The organism is Streptomyces sp. NPDC030838 (assembly GCF_055572035.1).
Genome location: NZ_JBVIED010000002.1, coordinates 190,361 through 208,463, shown reverse-complemented (window position 1 = coordinate 208,463; position 18,103 = coordinate 190,361). Strand labels below are relative to the sequence as shown.

The 18,103-nt window shown below is 70.9% G+C and carries 13 protein-coding genes and 1 pseudogene; 6 read left to right on the top strand and 8 right to left on the bottom strand.

All coding sequences use genetic code 11. From position 1 onward, the window contains the following. Positions 1-100: 100 nt before the first annotated feature. From ACZ42A_RS08010 to ACZ42A_RS07995, 4 genes are read left to right on the top strand one after another with little or no spacing between them, the layout of a single operon-like run. The gene (locus ACZ42A_RS08010) at positions 101-1,363 is read left to right on the top strand and encodes a glycosyltransferase (RefSeq protein WP_468526331.1); all 1,263 of its coding nucleotides are present in this window, start codon (positions 101-103) and stop codon (positions 1,361-1,363) included. Beyond that, complete coding sequence (locus ACZ42A_RS08005) at positions 1,360-3,006, top strand: phospholipid carrier-dependent glycosyltransferase (protein ID WP_468526330.1); 1,647 nt, start codon at positions 1,360-1,362, stop codon at positions 3,004-3,006. Before ACZ42A_RS08010 ends, ACZ42A_RS08005 begins: the two co-directional genes overlap by 4 nt. Beyond that, entirely contained in the window at positions 3,003-4,172 is a 1,170-nt protein-coding gene (locus ACZ42A_RS08000) for a glycosyltransferase (protein WP_468526329.1), read from the top strand. The genes ACZ42A_RS08005 and ACZ42A_RS08000 overlap by 4 nt, the downstream gene beginning before the upstream one ends. After that, positions 4,169-6,571, top strand: coding sequence for a galactose oxidase-like domain-containing protein (locus ACZ42A_RS07995; RefSeq protein ID WP_468526328.1), 2,403 nt, complete (start codon positions 4,169-4,171; stop codon positions 6,569-6,571). The genes ACZ42A_RS08000 and ACZ42A_RS07995 overlap by 4 nt, the downstream gene beginning before the upstream one ends. Here ACZ42A_RS07995 and ACZ42A_RS07990 read toward each other — a convergent pair. The 5 genes and pseudogenes from ACZ42A_RS07990 to trhA form a co-directional block, all read right to left on the bottom strand. After that, positions 6,558-6,905 carry a hypothetical protein gene (locus ACZ42A_RS07990; RefSeq protein WP_468526327.1) on the bottom strand — a complete coding sequence of 116 codons (348 nt, stop codon included), beginning with the start codon at positions 6,903-6,905 and terminating at the stop codon, positions 6,558-6,560. The two genes, ACZ42A_RS07995 and ACZ42A_RS07990, sit on opposite strands and share 14 nt — an antisense overlap. A 48-nt stretch (positions 6,906-6,953) precedes the next feature. Further along, positions 6,954-7,685, bottom strand: a complete 732-nt coding sequence (locus ACZ42A_RS07985) for a Mut7-C RNAse domain-containing protein (RefSeq protein ID WP_468526326.1) — start codon at positions 7,683-7,685, stop codon at positions 6,954-6,956. A 4-nt stretch (positions 7,686-7,689) separates the two neighbouring features. Beyond that, positions 7,690-8,310, bottom strand: coding sequence for a TetR/AcrR family transcriptional regulator (locus ACZ42A_RS07980; protein WP_468526325.1), 621 nt, complete (start codon positions 8,308-8,310; stop codon positions 7,690-7,692). A gap of 5 nt (positions 8,311-8,315) precedes the next feature. After that, positions 8,316-9,823 (bottom strand): annotated as a pseudogene (locus tag ACZ42A_RS07975) (MFS transporter). A gap of 131 nt (positions 9,824-9,954) precedes the next feature. Then, positions 9,955-10,683 carry a PAQR family membrane homeostasis protein TrhA gene (gene trhA, locus ACZ42A_RS07970; RefSeq protein WP_468526324.1) on the bottom strand — a complete coding sequence of 243 codons (729 nt, stop codon included), beginning with the start codon at positions 10,681-10,683 and terminating at the stop codon, positions 9,955-9,957. Between the two features lie 305 nt (positions 10,684-10,988). Here trhA and ACZ42A_RS07965 point away from each other — a divergent pair, with 305 nt between their 5' ends. Continuing rightward, positions 10,989-12,821 (top strand): phosphoenolpyruvate carboxykinase (GTP), encoded by a 1,833-nt coding sequence (locus ACZ42A_RS07965; RefSeq protein WP_468526323.1) that lies wholly within the window; start codon positions 10,989-10,991, stop codon positions 12,819-12,821. Positions 12,822-13,065: 244 nt separating this feature from the next. Beyond that, positions 13,066-14,784, top strand: coding sequence for a WD40 repeat domain-containing protein (locus ACZ42A_RS07960; RefSeq protein WP_468526322.1), 1,719 nt, complete (start codon positions 13,066-13,068; stop codon positions 14,782-14,784). Between the two features lie 7 nt (positions 14,785-14,791). Here ACZ42A_RS07960 and ACZ42A_RS07955 read toward each other — a convergent pair whose 3' ends face one another. From ACZ42A_RS07955 to ACZ42A_RS07945, 3 genes are read right to left on the bottom strand one after another with little or no spacing between them, the layout of a single operon-like run. Next, the gene (locus ACZ42A_RS07955; protein ID WP_468526321.1) at positions 14,792-15,400 is read right to left on the bottom strand and encodes a hypothetical protein; all 609 of its coding nucleotides are present in this window, start codon (positions 15,398-15,400) and stop codon (positions 14,792-14,794) included. After that, complete coding sequence (locus ACZ42A_RS07950) at positions 15,387-16,919, bottom strand: substrate-binding and vWA domain-containing protein (protein ID WP_468526320.1); 1,533 nt, start codon at positions 16,917-16,919, stop codon at positions 15,387-15,389. The genes ACZ42A_RS07955 and ACZ42A_RS07950 overlap by 14 nt, the downstream gene beginning before the upstream one ends. Then, positions 16,916-18,088 carry a toxic anion resistance protein gene (locus ACZ42A_RS07945; protein ID WP_468526319.1) on the bottom strand — a complete coding sequence of 391 codons (1,173 nt, stop codon included), beginning with the start codon at positions 18,086-18,088 and terminating at the stop codon, positions 16,916-16,918. The genes ACZ42A_RS07950 and ACZ42A_RS07945 overlap by 4 nt, the downstream gene beginning before the upstream one ends. Positions 18,089-18,103 lie beyond the last annotated feature (15 nt).

The following is an 18,103-nucleotide window of genomic DNA, read 5'->3' as shown; positions in this document are numbered from 1 at the left end:
CACGCTTCACAGTTCCCCCCTAGTCTCTCCACATGCCGTGACGCGGCCCGCTGTGGCCCGCCGTCACGGCAGGGGGATTTGGGGATCTGGGGGGATCTGTTTGCTGACGTCTGTCTTCATCGCTGCCGTCTCGCTGGCCCTGTTCTGGATGGCGGCGTTCACCCTGTGGTGGCAGATGCACGCGTGGCGTACGCCCGAGGTGCTGGCCTCCACCCGGTTCAGCCGCCCGGACGGGGCCGAGCAGCTGTCCTTCTCGCTGCTGCTCCCGGCACGGCACGAGCAGGCGGTGCTCGACCACACCATCCAGCGGCTGCTGGAGTCCACCCACACCGACTTCGAGATCATCGTGATCGTCGGACACGACGACCCGGAGACCACCGAGGTCGCCGAGCGGGCCGCCGCGCGTGATCCGCGGGTCCGGGTCGTGGTCGACACCCACGAGAAGAAGAACAAACCGAAGGCCATGAACACAGCGCTGCCGCACTGCCGCGGCGATGTCGTCGGGGTCTTCGACGCCGAGGACCAGGTCCACCCGGAGCTGCTCGCCCACGTGGACCACGCCTTCCGGACGACACAGGCGGATGTGGTCCAGGGCGGCGTCCAGCTCATCAACTTCCACTCCAGCTGGTACAGCCTGCGCAACTGCCTGGAGTACTTCTTCTGGTTCCGCTCACGCCTGCACCTGCACGCCCAGAAGGGGTTCATCCCGCTCGGCGGCAACACCGTCTTCGTCCGCACCGACGTGCTGCGCGAGGCGAACGGCTGGGACCCCAACTGCCTCGCCGAGGACTGCGATCTGGGCGTCCGGCTGTCCAGCGTCGGCAAGAAGGTCGTCGTCGCCTACGACTCCGAGATGGTCACCCGCGAGGAGACCCCCGGTTCGCTGATGTCGCTGCTCAAGCAGCGCACCCGCTGGAACCAGGGCTTCCTCCAGGTCTACCGGAAGCGGGACTGGAAGCAGCTGCCCGGCTTCGGGCAGCGGCTGCTCGCCCGCTACACCCTCATGACGCCGTATCTCCAGGCGGTCTCCGGGGTGGTCATCCCGCTCAACGTGGCCATCGCGCTCTTCCTCGACGTGCCGGTCGGCATCGCCTTCATCACCTTCCTGCCGGCCGTCACCGCCCTGGTGACCTTCGTCTTCGAGCTGGTCGGACTGCATGACTTCGGCAAGCAGTACGGGCTGCGCGTCCGGTTCGTCCACTACGTGAAGCTCATCGTGGGCGGCCCCTTCTACCAGGTGCTCCTCGCCGGTGCCGCCGTCCGTGCCGTCTGGCGTGAACAGCGCGGCCGCAACGACTGGGAGCTGACCAGCCATGTCGGCGCTCATCTCGCGCACGTGAACCGAGAGGACGTTCCTGCGTGACCTCCACCCTTCCCGCGGCGACCGGAGTCAAGGTCCCCGCGCAGCGGACAGCTGCGCCCACGACCCGTTCGACCGGTCGAACGCAGCCTCCGCAGCGACTGCGGTCCTCCCGCCCCGACCTGCTCCTGTGCGGCCTCCTCCTCGTGGCGATCCTCGTCGTCCAGGGCTGGAACATCGCCGACTACCCCACCCTCAGCGACGACGAGGGCACCTATCTCGCCCAGGCCTGGGCCGTCCAGGAGGGCCGCGGCCTCGCCCACTACACCTACTGGTACGACCACCCGCCGCTCGGCTGGATCCAGCTGGCCCTGCTCACCTGGATCCCCGCCCTGATCAGCCCCGAGTCGATGACCGTCGGCACCATGCGCGCCGCGATGCTGCTGATCTCCACCGTCAGCGCGGTCCTCGTCTACGTCCTCGGCCGCCGCCTCGCCCTGCCCCGCTGGGCCGCCGCACTCGGCATGGCGCTGTTCGGGCTCTCGCCGCTGTCGGTCGTCCTCCAGCGCGAGATCTTCCTCGACAACCTCGCCGTGATGTGGACGCTGCTCGCGTTCACCCTCGCCGCCTCCCCGAGCCGCCACCTCTGGCACCACTTCGGCGCGGGCATCGCCGCCGCGACGGCCGTGCTCACCAAGGAGACGATGCTCGTCGTCCTGCCCGCCCTGCTGCTCACCATGTGGCGGCACAGCCACCGCGACACCCGCAAGTTCGCGGTCACCGGCGCGATCACCGCCTGCGCCCTGATCGGTCTGTCGTATCCGCTGTTCGCCCTGCTCAAGGGCGAGTTGCTGCCGGGCGACGGCCATGTGTCGCTGTGGGACGGCATCGTCTACCAGATGAGCCGCCCCGGCTCCGGCTTCATCCTCGACCCGGGCTCCGGCTCCCACGGCGTCCTGCGGTCCTGGCTCTACTACGACCGCGTCCTGCCCCTCGGCGGTCTCGCCGGCGCCCTGCTGCTCCTGCTGACCTGGCGCTGGTCGGTCACCGCCCGCGCGCTCGCCGGGCCCGCGCTGACCGTGGCGATCCTCGCCCTGGTCGCCCTGCGCCCGAACGGCTACCTGCCCGCGATGTACATCATCCAGGCGCTGCCGTTCCTCGCCCTCGTCCTGGCCGGCGGCACCGCCAGCGTCGCGCACGCCGTGCTGCACAAGCGGCGCCGCGAGGGCGGCCGGCCGCACGCGCGGTACGCGCTCGCCGCCGTCCTCGCGCTCGCCGCGAGCGTGTACGTCCTGCCCCGCTGGTACGACGGCGCCCGCACCGCCGTGACCACCGACGCCAACGCCCCCTACCGGGCGGCCTCGACATGGCTGGCCACCGAGGTGGCGCACCCCGAGGACACGCGCGTCCTCGTCGACGACGCGCTCTGGCTGGACCTGGTCCACCAGGGCTACCGGCCCGGGCTCGGCGCCATCTGGTTCTACAAGGCCGACCTCGACCCCGCCGTCACCAGGACCATGCCGCGCGGCTGGCGGGACCTCGACTACGTGGTCGCCTCGCCGACCGTCCGGCGCGACGCGGTCGACCTGCCCAACGTCAGGGCCGCCATCGAGCACTCGACGCCGGTCGCCGTCTTCGGCACCGGCGCGGACCGGATCGAGATCCGCCGTATCCAGCACGCGGGCGCCCCGGGAGGCGAGCGATGAGCCAGGAATTCACCGTCCCCGAGGAGGCCGTGGCGGCGACGGAGGTCCCCGAGCCGGGCGCCGTCACCCTCGTCGTGCCGACCTTCAACGAGTCCGCGAACATCCGGCGGCTGCTGCACCAGATCACCGAGTCGGTGCCGGCCCGGCTGCCCTGCGAGGTCGTCTTCGTCGACGACTCCACCGACGACACCCCGGAGGTGATCCGCGAGGCCGCGCAGGACTGCCCGTTCCCGGTGACCGTGCTGCACCGCGAGGAGCCCGCCGGCGGGCTCGGCGGCGCGGTCGTCGAGGGCATGAAGGCGGCCGGGTCGGACTGGATCGTCGTCATGGACGGCGACTGCCAGCACCCGCCGTCCCTCGTCCCCGAACTGGTCGCCACCGGCGAACGCGCGGGCGCCGGGCTCGTCGTCGCCTCCCGCTACCTCAAGGGCGGCAGCCGCGCCGGGCTGGCCGGCAGCTACCGGATCGCCGTCTCCCGCGGCGCGACCTGGCTGACCAAGGCCCTCTTCCCACGCCGGCTGCGCGGCATCAGCGACCCGATGAGCGGCTTCTTCGCCATCCGCCGCAGCGATGTCGCCGCGGAGGGGCTCAAGCCGCTCGGCTACAAGATCCTCCTCGAACTCGCCGTGCGCAGCCGCCCCCGCGCGGTCACCGAGGTGCCGTTCGTCTTCCAGGAGCGGTTCGCGGGCGAGTCCAAGTCCACGGCACAGGAGGGGCTGCGCTTCCTGCGCCACCTCGCCGGACTGCGGACGGCCGACCCGCTGGCCCGCATGGTGGTGTTCGGGCTGATCGGGCTGACCGGCTTCGTGCCGAACCTGGCCGCGCTGTGGGCGATGACCGAGGCGGGGCTGCACTATCTGCCCGCCGAGATCATCGCCAACCAGTTCGGCGTGGCCTGGAACTTCCTGCTGATCGAGAAGCTGCTGTTCCGTGACCGGCGGCGGCACCGGCACTGGGCCGACCGCACCATACGGTTCGCGCTGCTCGCCAACGCCGACCTGGTGCTGCGCATTCCGCTGATCGCCCTGCTGGTCGCGCAGTTCGGGCTGGCGGTGCTGCCCGCCACGGCGCTCGCCCTGGTCATCACCTTCGTCCTGCGCTTCGTCGGTACCGAGGCGCTGGTCTATCTGCCGCGCAGGAGCCGCACAGCGAGGAGTACTGCATGAGATCCAGACGGAGAGCGGCCCTCTTGGCCGTCATGGGCCTCACCGGAGGTCTGCTGTTCACCACCCCCCAGTCCGCCTCCGCCGCCAACCTCATCAAAAACCCCGGGTTCGAGACGGCCGGCACCGGTGACATGCCGTACTGCTGGCAGAAGTCCGGCTGGGGCGACAACGACTTCACCTTCGAGACCGTCGCCGACGCCCACTCCGGCGGCAAGGCGATGAAGGTCACGCTGACCCGCCGGGTCGACGGTGACCGCAAGGCGCTGATCACCGAGTCCGCGGACTGCGCGCCGGTGGTGACCGTCGGGAAGCAGTACGACCTGTCCCTCTGGTACAAGACGACCACGCCCGACGCCAACGTCACCCTCTTCCGGCACGACACCACCACGGGCTGGCAGTACTGGACGGACCTGAAGACGCTGGAGATGGCGGCGGACTGGACCCAGGCATCCGTCCGCACCCCCGAGGTGCCGCCCGGCACTGACCGCATCAGCTGGGGCGTCTCCGTCTACGGCACCGGCTCGGCCACCACCGACGACTACACGATGGAGCAGGTCGCCGACCCGGTCCCGCCGCCGCAGTGCACCGGCACCGCCGACGAGTGCGCCAACGGCTCGTGGGAGGTGCTGCCCGCGAAGAACCCGGTGCGGTCCATGCACTCGGTCGTCCTGCACAACGGCAAGGTCCTGCTGATCGCGGGCTCCGGCAACGACCCGGAGAAGTTCGCGGCGGGCACCTTCACCTCGGCCGTCTACGACCCGGCGAACGGCACCTACAAGGTCATCCCCACCCCGAAGGACATGTTCTGCGCCGGGCACGTCCAGCTCCAGGACGGGCGGGTGCTGGTGATGAGCGGCAACAAGGGCTATCCGTCGGCGGACGGCACGATCGGCTACCAGGGGTACAAGGACTCGTACGTCTTCGACCCGGAGACCGAGACGTACACCAAGACGAACGACATGAACGACGGCCACTGGTACCCGTCGGCGACCATCCTCGGCAACGGTGACGTCATCTCCTTCGGCGGGCTGAAGGAGGACTCCACCGGCTCGGTCACCGCCGACCTGTGGTCGCAGGCCGAGCAGCGCTGGCTGCCGACCTGGCAGGTCAACCAGACCTGGTCGTACTGGGGTCTGTACCCGTCGATGATCCTGATGCAGGACGGCCGGCTCTTCTACTCCGGCAGCCATGTCTTCGGCAACAACATCCCGGGCACCGGCGCCGCGATCTACGACTACGGCGCCAACACGATCACCCAGGTGCCCGGCCTGCGGAAGAAGGACGAGCGCGACCAGTCGGCGAGCGTGCTGCTGCCCCCGGCGCAGGACCAGAAGGTGCTGACCATCGGCGGCGGCAACATCGACTCCAACCCGGACGCCAACCGGCTCACCGACGTCATCGACCTGAAGCAGCCCAACCCGGCGTACGTCGCCGGACCGCCCCTCCCGCAGGGCACCGTCGACCTCGGCAACGGCAAGGTCGCGCAGACCGGTGACCAGGGCAAGATGTACGCCTCCGCGGTGCTGCTGCCCGACGGCAAGGTGCTGGAGACGGGCGGCGCCCTGCACAACCGCGCCGACCCGGTCTTCGAGACGTCCCTCTACGACCCGCAGACGAACACCTTCGACCCGGTGACCGCGGACCCCGAGGCCCGCGGCTACCACTCCTCGGCGTTCCTGCTCCCCGACGGCCGGGTGATGACCACCGGCGACAACCCGGGCAACGGCAGCTGGAACCACAACGTGTCGGTCTACACGCCGCCGTACCTGTTCAAGGGCCCCCGCCCGACGATCACCTCGGTGATCGACACCGAGTGGACCTACGGCGACACCCAGCGGATCACCGTCGACCGGCCCATCGCCAAGGCGGAGCTGATCCGTCCGGCCGCCGTCACCCACTCCTCCGACCCGAACCAGCGGTTCGTGGACCTGCCCCTCTCCGTCGACGGGAACAACGTCGACCTGAACGTGACGAGCAACCCCAACCTGGCCCCGCCCGGCTGGTACATGCTCTTCGCGGTGGACGCCAACGGGGTGCCCTCGGTGGCCAAGTGGGTGCACCTCCAGGGACCGTCCGCGCTCAAGGCCACGGACGCCTCCCCGCACATCCACTCCTTCGCGGACTCCCTGGAAGGCGAGGTCAAGGGTCCCGGCAAGAAGCGCGCCTCCCAGCCGGTGAGCCCCACCGTCTCCGGCTGCGACCGGCACTACGGCTCCGCCAACGTCTGCGTGCCGACCGCCTTCCCGCCCCAGGTGAAGCAGACGACGGCCGCCCGCTGCACCTGGCTGAAGCAGAACGACTACGGCCGCCTGAAGGTCAACGGCAAGGACGACCCGCTCCGCCTCGACCGCAACAAGGACGGCGTGGCCTGCGGAAAGGGGGACGTCAGGCGCCGCTGAGGATCAGCAGGCCCAGCGTGAGCTGAGCGCCCCACTGCGCCAGTACGGCCCCGGCCCGGCCCCATGTGAACCTGGACCGGGGCCACAGCAGTGCCAGCATGCCGAGCCCGAACGCGCCCCAGAAGAAGCCCCACAGCACGCCGCCCGGGATGCCGGAGCAGTCCTCGCCGTACATCAGGCAGCGGGAGCCGCGCTCACTGGCGAGCACGAGGATCCACGCGCCGACGGCGATCGGCGGCAGGAGGAGGAGTCCGGCGACGGTGAGCCGGGTGAGGGCGCGGTCGCGGTCGCGGTCGGGGACGGCAGGGGTGGGGCGGTCGGAGCTGTTGTCCATGCCCCCATCCCACCGCCCGGCCCGCCGCCGCGTGATCGGCTCAGCTACTCAACCCGCCTGTGTACGCATGCTCAGCGCCCACTTCACGATCGCCTCCAGCTGTTCGTGGTGCGCGCCCTTCCAGTAGGCGCGGCCGCACTCCCGGCACTGCGCGAACACGTCGTACGTCCGCTGGGTGCCGGCCTCCAGTCGGTCCGCCACCTGCTCCTTGGTGGCCTCCGTCAGCAGGCCGTTGCAGGCGGTGCAGCGGGACCAGGGGCGCAGTTCGGGGCGGAACCGGTCCAGGACGTCGCGGAGTTGGTCCTCGGGCCGGGTGCTGTAGACGAAGGCGCCGGCCCACAGTTCCCGGCGGCGCAGCAGGCCCCGGTCGCGGCTGAGCATGACCCGCTTCTCGGTGGCCGAGCGGGTGGCGAGCGCCGCGTCGCCGATGTCCGTCGACTCGTAGGCGGTGTCCACACCGAGCAGCCGCAGCCGGCGGGCGAGGGTGCCGAGGTGCACGTCGAGCAGGAAGCGCAGCGGCGCGCCGGGCACCCGCTGCGGACGCGGCACGGCCCGCACGCTGACCCGCTCGCCGTCCTTCGGGATGTGCCCGGTGGGCACGGCCCGCCCGTCGACGACGAGCTCGCCGACCTCGGTGAGCGGCACCCCGAGGGATTCGATGACGTGCCCGAGCGTCGAGACGCCGTCGGTGGCGAGCGGGGTGGCACCGCGGCGGCGGTGCTGCGGGACGAACAGGTGCAGTTCCGGGGCGACTTCGACGTGGATCTCGGGTGCTTTCACGGGATCAGGATGTCAGGCCGTGTTCGAACACGGTGACGGCGCGGTCCACCAGCTCCCCGAAGTCCTCGCTGAAGCCGCCCCTCACCCAGTGCCGGGTGACCTCCATCAGACCGCCGATCAGGGACATCGCGAACACCCGGACCTCAAGGCTCTCCGGGTCCCGGCCGGTGCGCTCGGCGATGGCCGTGGCGAGCAGGTCGCCGGTGGCCGACATGCTCTCCATCATCCGTGAGCGCACCGCCGGTACCTCGGTCATCAGCGTCGTCCGCAGCCTGGTCACCCGGGGATCCTCGTGCTCGCCGAGACCGACGGCCTTCCGCAGCACGTACCGCAGGGACTCCAGCCAGGGCTCGTCCGCGGGCCGCTCCCGCAGTTCCTGCAGCAGCAGCGGGTCGTACTCGTCCGTGAGGACGATGTCCTCCTTGGTCGGGAAGTAGCGGAAGACGGTCGACGGCGACACCTCGGCGCGGTCGGCGATCTGCTCGATCGTGGCGGCCTCGTACCCGTGCTCCTCGATCAGCGCGTAGGTGGCCTCGCGGATCGCCTCGCGGGTCTTGATCTTCTTTCGTTCCCGGAGTCCGAGCTGGGGGCGGTCGGCGGGGGTGGGGGTGCGTACGGCCGTCATGCAGCTCATTGTCGGACATCGGCCGTGGGCGTGGCCATGTCCGGGACGGGGCCGGGGGTGGTCCGGGCGCCGGGCAGGAAGGCCGCGGCGAGCAGCGCGGACACCAGCGAGGCGAGGCCGCACACCAGCAGGGCCAGGCCCATGCCGTGCACATAGGCGCTGTGCGCGGAGGCCACCAGGTCGGCCGCGCCCGCCCGTTCGGCGACCAGATGCGCGGCGACCACCGACTCCCCGGCCGCGTCCGCGGCACCCTGCGGCAGCCCGGAGACGTCGAGCCGGTCGCGGAAGGCGCCGCTGAGCAGCGAGCCGAGCAGGGCGATGCCGAGCGCGCCGCCGACCTGGCGCAGCGTCATCAGCAACCCGGACCCTCCCCCACTGCCTTAAAGGCGTGGGGGGACCCCCAGCCCGCGCGGTCGGCGGGCAGGGTGCCGAGGGCGCCGTCCATCGCGGGCACGACCGCGAAGCCGAAGCCGACTCCGGCGACGGACAGCCACAGCGCGGTGAAGCCGTAGCCGGACTCCACCGTCGTACGGGCGCCCAGCAGCGCGGCGAACGCCAGCACCGTGAGGCCGGCGCTCACCACGGCCCGGGCCCCGAACCGGGCGACGACGGGCTGGGCGGCGCGCGCCGCGACGAGCAGCCCGCCTATCAGCGGCAGCAGCCGGACCCCCGTGCCGAGGGCGTCGTGCCCGAGGACCGCCTGGAGGTAGGGCGGCAGCACGAGCAGCAGCCCGGACAGCACGAACATCACCAGGGTCGCCGCGAGGGTGTTGACGAGGAACCCGCGCCGGGCCGGCAGCACCATGTCCAGCATGGGCCGCGCCGCCCGCCGCTCACGCGGCACCAGCAGGGCGATCAGCAGGAAGGCCCCGCCCAGCATGCCGAGGGTCAGAGGGTCGGCCCAGCCGTGCCCGGGCGCCTCGATGATCGCGTAGATGAGGATGCCGAGTCCGGCCGCGGTCAGCGCGGTGGAGACGGGGTCGACCTGGGGGGAGGCGGGGTCGCAAGTTCTCGGGGAGGAGGAACACGCAGGCCGCGATGCCGATCGCCGCCATCGGCACGTTGACCAGGAAGACCGAGCCCCACCAGAAGTGGTCGAGCAGCCAGCCGCCGATGATCGGGCCGAGCGGCATGCCGAGTGCGGAGGCCGCGGAGATGATGCCGACCGCCTTGGTCCGCTCCCCGGGTCCGAACAGCGAGGGCAGCACGGACAGCGAGAGCGGGGTGACCAGCGCTCCGCCGACGCCCATCACCGCCCGCGCGGCGATCACCGCGGGCACGTCGTCGGCGAGCGCGCCGGCCACCGATCCGGCGAGGAAGACGGCGAGCCCGGCGACCAGCATCCGGCGGCGCCCGAACCGGTCGCCGAGGAGTCCGGCGGGGAGCATCAGCGCGGCGAAGACGACGACGTACGCGTCGGCCATCCTCCCCCAGTGCTAAGCGCCTGGGGCCACCCCCAGCTGCTCGCCGGTGCTCGCGCCGAGCTGTCCGGGTCGAAGCCGAGGGTCAGCATGCTCGCCACCAGGGCGGCCCTGAAATGAGGGTAAATCTCAAAATCTGGAGACTGTCAATATCGAGGCGGTGTCAGGGCATGAAAAAGGGCCACGGCGCGCAAGCCGTGGCCCTGAGGAAGGGGGCTGGGTGTCACGCGTGCTGGTATGCCACCAGCGAGATCCCCACGTAGTGGACGACGAACGCCGCCAGCGTGAAGGAGTGGAACACCTCGTGGAAGCCGAACCAGCGTGGTGACGGGTTCGGGCGCTTGATGCCGTAGACCACCCCGCCCAGGCTGTAGAGCACCCCGCCGACGATCACCAGGGTCAGGACGGCGATGCCGCCGGTGCGCAGGAAGTCCGGCAGGAAGAAGACGGCCGCCCAGCCCATCGCCAGATAGCAGGGGGTGTAGAGCCAGCGCGGGGCGCCGACCCAGAAGACCCGGAAGACGATGCCGGCCAGGGCCGCCGCCCAGATCCCCCACAGCAGCCACTGCCCCTTCGCGCCGGGCAGGAGCAGCAGGGTCAGCGGGGTGTAGGTGCCCGCGATGATCAGGAAGATGTTGGCGTGGTCCAGGCGGCGCAGCACGCCGTCCATCCGGGGGCTCCAGTTGCCCCGGTGGTAGAGCGCGCTCACGCCGAACAGCAGGCAAGCCGTCAGGACGTAGATGCCGCACGCTATCCGGCCGCGGGTCGAGTTCGCGAGGGCGGTGAGCACCAGGCCCGCGATCAGCACCGCCGGGAACATGCCGAGGTGCAGCCAGCCGCGCAGCTTCGGCTTGATGGTCTCCGGCAGGGACGGATGCGGCACATGCAGCGCGACGGAACCTCGGTCGGCGACCGGCGTGTCCGTGGGCGCGTCGGAGGCGGACGCAGTCATGCGGGGCATCGTACCTACGGAGTCGTAAGTGACGGATCAGAGTCTCGCGACAACGGGGCGCGACCACCCGCTCGGATCGCCAAGAGAAGGTCAGCCGAACCCAAGATGTACGCAAAGAATCACGGCGAAAGCCGCAGGACGTGGCGTTCCTCACGGCGCTCAGGTGTGCGGCCCTCTGGACAAATGCGCACTCACCTCGGATGATCAAATGAGTGCGGTCGGCACCGGATGAGCGGCTACGAAGCATCCGGGTCGCGGCCCCCACGGGGCAGACAAGGACAAAAAACCCTCTTTTAGGAGCAATCGTGGCGCGCGACAACGCGGCTCCCACCGTCAGCCCGACCAACCATCAGGAACTGATCTCGTGGGTCAACGAGATCGCGGAACTGACCCAGCCGGACAACGTGGTCTGGTGCGACGGATCCGAGGCCGAGTACGAGCGACTGTGCGAGGAGCTCGTCCAGAAGGGCACCTTCCGGAAACTCGACCCCATCAAGCGCCCGAACTCCTACTACGCCGCCTCCGACCCCACCGACGTCGCCCGCGTCGAGGACCGGACCTTCATCTGCTCCGAGAAGGAGGAGGACGCCGGCCCCACCAACCACTGGAAGGCCCCCGCCGAGATGCGGGACATCTTCCAGGGCTCCGGTGGCGAAGGCGGCCTGTTCCGCGGCTCGATGCGTGGCCGCACCATGTACGTCGTGCCCTTCTGCATGGGCCCGCTCGGCTCGCCGCTGTCCGCGATCGGCGTCGAGATCACCGACTCCGCGTACGTGGCCGTCGCCATGCGCACCATGACCCGCATGGGCCAGGCCGTCCTCGACGAGCTGGGCGACAACGGCTTCTTCGTCAAGGCCGTCCACTCCCTCGGCGCCCCCCTGGAGCCGGGCCAGGAGGACGTCCCCTGGCCCTGCAACCAGACCAAGTACATCTCGCACTTCCCGGAGACCCGCGAGATCTGGTCCTACGGCTCCGGCTACGGCGGCAACGCCCTGCTCGGCAAGAAGTGCTACGCCCTGCGCATCGCCTCCGTCATGGCGCGCGACGAGGGCTGGCTCGCCGAGCACATGCTGATCCTCAAGCTCACCCCGCCGCAGGGCGAGTCCAAGTACGTCGCCGCCGCCTTCCCGTCCGCCTGCGGCAAGACCAACCTCGCCATGCTGGAGCCCACGATCTCCGGCTGGACGGTCGAGACCATCGGTGACGACATCGCCTGGATGCGCTTCGGCGAGGACGGCCGCCTGTACGCGATCAACCCCGAGGCCGGTTTCTTCGGTGTCGCGCCGGGCACCGGCGAGCACACCAACGCCAACGCGATGAAGACCCTGTGGGGCAACGCGGTCTTCACCAACGTCGCCCTCACCGACGACAACGACGTGTGGTGGGAGGGCATGACCGAGGAGGCGCCCGCCCACCTCACCGACTGGAAGGGCAACGACTGGACGCCGGAGTCCGAGACCCCGGCGGCCCACCCCAACGCCCGCTTCACCGTGCCCGCCTCGCAGTGCCCGATCATCGCGCCCGAGTGGGAGGACCCCAAGGGCGTGCCGATCTCCGCGATCCTCTTCGGCGGCCGCCGGGCCACCGCCGTACCGCTGGTGACGGAGTCCTTCGACTGGAACCACGGCGTCTTCCTCGGCGCCAACGTGGCCTCCGAGAAGACCGCCGCGGCCGAGGGCAAGGTCGGCGAGCTGCGCCGCGACCCGTTCGCGATGCTGCCGTTCTGCGGTTACAACATGGGCGACTACATGGCCCACTGGATCAAGGTCGGCAAGTCCGCTGACGTGGCGAAGCTGCCGAAGATCTACTACGTCAACTGGTTCCGCAAGAACGACGAGGGCAAGTTCGTCTGGCCGGGCTTCGGCGAGAACTCCCGCGTCCTGAAGTGGATCGTGGAGCGCCTGGAGGGCAAGGCCGAGGGTGTCGAGACCCCGATCGGCATCCTGCCGACCAAGGACGCCCTGGACACGAACGGCCTCGACCTGTCCGAGTCCGACCTGGAGTTCCTGCTGACGGTCGACAAGGAGGTGTGGCGCGAGGAGGCCGCCCTGGTCCCCGAGCACCTCAACACCTTCGGCGACCACACGCCCAAGGAGCTGTGGGACGAGTACCGCGCGCTGGTGGAGCGCCTGGGCTGAGCCTCCGGCTGAGCCCGAACACCGAAGACTCCGCGGCCGGTTGGAACCGACTGTGCCCTGACCAGCTACATCGTCACGGCCGGCCGCGGTGACAGCACCACAGCGCATCGAAGCCCCGCACAAGGGAGTGCGGGGCTTCGGTGTTTCCCCCTTGCGTGGCCGATCTTCACACCTGTTTCATGCTCTTCACAGGCGTCTCACGGCCACGCCGTGAGGCGCTCGATTCAGCCTGTGGGGGGCACAGTTGAATACAGCACACCGTCCCGGACGTCTCGCGGCCACCGCTCTGGCGGTCGCACTCGCCGGGACCGGACTGACCGTCGCCGTCGCACCCGCGGCCCACGCCGCCGCGTCCGACGTCGTGGCCAAGCTGCCGATCTCCTCGTTCTCGGCGCTGGCCGTCGACAATGTGCACCAGCGTGTGTACGTCGCCGATTCCCGCACCGACAGCTACTACAACAGCGGCACGATCGCCGTGTACACCTTCGAGGGCGAGCGGGCCACCACGATCAGCACCCAGCAGCACGTCTCCGGCCTCGCGCTCAGCGCTGACGGCGCCACGCTGTACGCCGGCGGGCGGGAGTGGATCTACCGGTACGACACCACCACCCACCAACTGTCCGGCTCCAGTTACGGATCCACGGACACCTGCGGCCGCAGCCTGGCCTTCTCCGGCGGCCAGCTGTACTTCACCACGCCGTACTCCTACTACACCAGCCAGTGCGACTCGACGCTCACCTACCTGGACGGCACGACGGGGCGCACCAACTGGCAGGACCACGGCAAGCTCCAGCTGGAGTCCGGCCCGGGCGACCGGATGCTCATGGGCCAGCCGCTCAACAGCAACGCGACCAACCCCTTCGTCACCGTCTTCGACACCGGCAACGGCACCCTGGTCCGCAACGCCGCGCGCCGCTTCGCCGACAGCGACGGCAAGGGCGCCCTGAACCTGAAGGACATGGCGTTCTCCGCCGACGGCAGCCAGGTCGCGCTCGCCGACGCGGCCTACGGCACCCGGCTGCTGAACACCAGCGACCTGACGGACGCGGCGAGCGGCTACCAGGCCCTGCCCGCCGGAGCCACCGCCAGCGCGGTCGCCTTCAGCGGGGACGGCAAGTACATCGCACGCGGCGCCGCCGCCTCCGGCGCGACCCCCGATCTGCTGGTCCAGCCCGCCGACCCGACCGACGCCACCACCCCGCTGGAGTTCGCCTTCGAGGGCAGCCTCGACGGCGACCGGGTGGTGCCGCGCGGGATGGAGTGGTCGGCGGACGGCTCCCGGCTGTTCACGGTGACCACCAACGCGTCCGGCAGCCAGTACTGGCTTCACGTCATCCAGCCCCCGGCCGTGCAGTACGACGTCCGCTTCACCGGAGACCTCGCCCACAGCCCCGCCCAGGCGGTGGCGGGCGAGCCGCTGGCGGTGCGCGGCCGGCTGGAGTACGACGGCCCGGCGCCCGCCCAGCCGCTGAAGGTGACGGCCACCCGGACCGACGCGAACGGCACCCACGAGCTGGGCACCTTCACCGTCCGCGAGGACGGGACCTTCACCGTCCTCGACGAGCCCGCCCTCGTCGGCGACGCCACCTACACGGTCTCCTTCCTCGGCGACCTGACCCACCGCCCCGCCACGGACGTCACCCACACCGTGTCCGTCGGCAAGGCGGCCAGCTCCATCGCGCTCACCGCCCCGGCGGAGGCCACGCTGGATGGCGGCATCCAGATCACCGGCATGTTCGCCGCGCAGGGCAAGGCGCTGCCGGAGCGTGCCGTGCTCACCGTGGAGCGCACCGACCGGCTGGGCAGCGGCACCCTCACCCCGGTCACGGTCGCCGCCGACGGCACCTTCACCCTCAACGACATCCCGCGCACCCGCCGCGAGGTGACCTACACGGTCACCTGGCCGGGCGACGACCTGCACACCGGGTCGACGGCGTCGGCGACGGTGTTCGTACGCCGGTGAGCGAGGGCTAAAACGTTCCGCCCCGGTCCTCCAGGTACCGGGTGTGGGACTCCTGGCGGCGGGCCTCGATCTCCCTGAGGCCCGCCGCCACCCGCGTCAGCTCCTTGTGGAGCAGGGACAGCTGCCGCTCCAGGTGGATCTCCGGCGACTCCTGCCCGGGCGCCAGCCGGGTCCACCAGCGGGTGCGCACGAAGGTGTCCACGGCCTCCGGCACGTCCTGCCGCACCGCCCGGGACAGCACATGCACCCCCTCGGGGTCCTGCGCGAGCAGCGGGGCGCCCCGCTCCGGGTCGAGCAGCGCCGACAGCAGCTCGACCACGCGGCCCAGCGACGCGTCGGCGGAGTCCGGCAGCTCGACCTCCCGCAGATAGCCGCGCAGCTTCTCCAGGTCCCCGCGCACCTCGTCGAGCTGTTCGGACGGCGACGGGAAGCGGGGCAGCGCGGGCCGCTCGGGCGGGGCGATCAGAGCGCCCGCGCCGTACAGCCCGGCGACCACGACCGGCCAGTAGGCGCCCGCCAGTCCGGTGAAGGTCAGCACCAGTCCCAGCAGCCCGCAGGCGCATCCGGTCAGGTTCTTGCGGGACTCGAGATATCCCAGTGCCTTACTGGTAGCCACGGATCTCCTCGAAGGCGCCGTCCAGCGAGCCCTCCTGGGCGTCGAAGAGACGGCCGCCGGTCAGTTCGGCGATGTGCTCCAGTTCGGCGCGGTCGGAGTCGCCGAAGAGGACCGGGAAGACGGGGATGTCCCGCCGGTGGCCGGTGAGCCCGGCGTGGAAGGCCTCGAAGTCCGCGGCCGACGCGCCGGTGGTGTTCTCGCCGTCCGTCATCAGCACGATCGAGGTGAACGTGTCCCGGTCGGCGCCCAGATGCTCGTAGGCCTTCTCCAGCGAGGTGTAGATCGCGGTGTCGCCGTCGGCGTCGAGCGCCGCGGTGTCCTTCCGGATGGCGTCCAGCCCGCGCCGGGGATCGGCGGGGTCGACCACATGGGTGCGCACGCTCTTCACCTCCGACCCGAACGGCATCAGCGTGACCTCCTCCCGCTCCCGGAAGTCCCCGGTCAGTCCGGTCAGGGCGCTCTTCAGCCCGGCCAGCCGGTCGCCCTCCATCGAGCCGGAGGTGTCGAGTACGTACACCGTCCGCGAGGGGCGCCGCAGCTCGTTCTCGTACGACTCCAGCAGCCCGTCGGCGACCGAACGGCTGCCCGGGAAGGGCAGTTCGCGCCGCCGGTCGGTGCCGAGCCCGGGGGCGGGCGGAACGGAGGTGACGACCGGGCGGCGGTGGGTGCGCTCGGTGATCTCCCGCTGGATCTCCGGGGAGCGCAGCGCCTCGGTCAGCCGGCGCACGTCCTCGCGGGCCGCGGGCTCGGCGGCGGCCAGCGAGGACAGCGGGTAGTCGGCGGTGACCACGCCGTCCTTCGGCCGGATCACCGTGAGGCCGGGGATGCCGGTCAGCACCGACTCGTAGTTCAGCAGCGCGTCCACGGTGCCGCGCCGCTCGTAGGCGGCGGCCAGCCAGCCCGAGGACCCGGAGGTCAGCTTCTGCCCCCGGAAGAACTCCTTCAGCCGGGGCGAGGCCTCCCGCACGTCCGCGTCGGTGAGCGCCGACTGGGCGCCGGACAGGGCGGAGGCGACGGAGACGAGCGTGGCGAAACCGGAGTTCGAGCGGGCGGGATCGGTCATTCCGTACGTCAGCTTCCCGGCGCGGACGGCCTGCTCCACCTGCGCCCAGGTGACGTCGTCCGGCCGCCACTTCAGGGCGCGCACGGTCTCGGGCTTCACCCCGACGGCGACCGGGCTGGACATGACCGGCGTCTCGGAGACCACCTTCCGCGCCGCCTCCGGACGCAGCCGCAGATAGTCGTTGGAGGACAGCCACACCGCGTCGTACGCCTGGTCCGCCCTGCCCTGCGCGAGCAGGTCCACCGCGTCGAGGGTGCCCATGTAGGTGGGCTTCACGGTGATCCCGGTGTCCTCACGGACCCGGTCGAGGACAGGGGCCATATCGGCCAGCTCGCTGGAGGCGAGGACGCGAAGGGTGCCGGGCTCGTAGGTGGAGGAGGTCTCCTCCGGCTGCTCCGCCGTCGTACAGGCGGTGAGCAGGGCGAGGACCGCGGCGGCGAGGACACGTCGTCTCATGAGCGCCCGCCCTCCAGCGCACCCTGCGCCCGGCTGCGCTCCAAGTGACCGCTCGCCTGGTGAAGTTCGGCGGTCAGCGCCTCCACCGTGGTGGCCATCGCCTCCGTCGCCTGCACCTTGTAGGTGTCGATGGCGTCGAGCGTGCGGTAGATCTGCTGGAACGCGGCGCGCAGCGTCTCCGCGCCGACCGCCGGGTCGGCGGCGATCCGCTGGATCTCGCCGCTCTGCGTGGCCAGCATCTCCGCGTTGCCCCGGATCAGCTCCTCGGTGGTTCCGCGCAACGCGTCGACCTGCTCGATCACCTTCCTCTGGTGGTCGAGCGCGGAGGCCAGCATCACCGAGATGCGCAGCGCCGAGACGGTGGTGGTGGCCGCCCGGTCGACGCCCTTGATCAGCTCGTCGTTGTTGCGGCGTACGACGTCCATGGCGAGGTAGCCCTGGGCGCACACCGCGAGCTGGGTGAGCAGGTCCTGGTGCTTCTGCCGGACCGGGAAGAGCACGTCGGCCCGCAGACTGTCGGCCTGGGCGGGATCGGTCGGCTCGACGCCGGCGATGTGCTCCTCGACGGCGGAGTCGAGGGCCTCGGTGAGGACGACGTACTCCTGGAGCTTGCCCATGGTCTCCCACAGGCGGACGCGTTCCGTCTGGAGCGCGGCGTTGTCGCGGCGCAGCTCGTCCTGCCCGCCGCGCAGCGAGCCGACGATCCGGTTGAGGGTGCCCTGGGCGGAGGCGTACTTGGCGAGGTGGTCGCGCAGCTTGTTGCCGCCCGGCAGCCGGGAGAGGAACGTGCGCCTCTTGGCGGCGGGCAGGTCCCGCGGATCCAGGTCCTCCACCACCCGCCGCAGCTCCACCAGCGAGGCCGCGACCCGCGCGGAGGCGTCCTCGCCCTTGCCCGGCAGGCTGCGCACGGTCCGATCCAGCATCCGGTTGGACTGCGAGGCGGCGGCCCGCATCTCCCCGGAGCCGAGAGCGGTGATCTCGCCGACCTTCCCCGCGAACTCGGGGGAGCGGGCGTCGAGCGCGGCGAGCGAGGCCACGTGGTCGGCGGCCTTGCGGGCGATGTCGGCGCGGGCGGTGTCGTCGACGGGGACGAGTCCGCCGGCCTTCTCGCGGGGTATCGCCGCGACGGGTTCGGGCGGGGTGAGGGTGAAGTCGTCGGTGCCGTTCATGAGCGGTGTCCCCCC

Bases quoted from the DNA above. Each gene is read 5' to 3' on its own strand.
- ACZ42A_RS08000 (WP_468526329.1), top strand. From the start codon at position 3,003: ATGAGCCAGGAATTCACCGTCCCCGAGGAGGCCGTGGCGGCGACGGAG.
- ACZ42A_RS07995 (WP_468526328.1), top strand. From the start codon at position 4,169: ATGAGATCCAGACGGAGAGCGGCCCTCTTGGCCGTCATGGGCCTCACC.
- ACZ42A_RS07990 (WP_468526327.1), bottom strand. From the start codon at position 6,905: ATGGACAACAGCTCCGACCGCCCCACCCCTGCCGTCCCCGACCGCGAC.
- ACZ42A_RS07980 (WP_468526325.1), bottom strand. From the start codon at position 8,310: ATGACGGCCGTACGCACCCCCACCCCCGCCGACCGCCCCCAGCTCGGA.
- trhA (WP_468526324.1), bottom strand. From the start codon at position 10,683: ATGACTGCGTCCGCCTCCGACGCGCCCACGGACACGCCGGTCGCCGAC.
- ACZ42A_RS07950 (WP_468526320.1), bottom strand. From the start codon at position 16,919: ATGAGACGACGTGTCCTCGCCGCCGCGGTCCTCGCCCTGCTCACCGCC.
- ACZ42A_RS07945 (WP_468526319.1), bottom strand. From the start codon at position 18,088: ATGAACGGCACCGACGACTTCACCCTCACCCCGCCCGAACCCGTCGCG.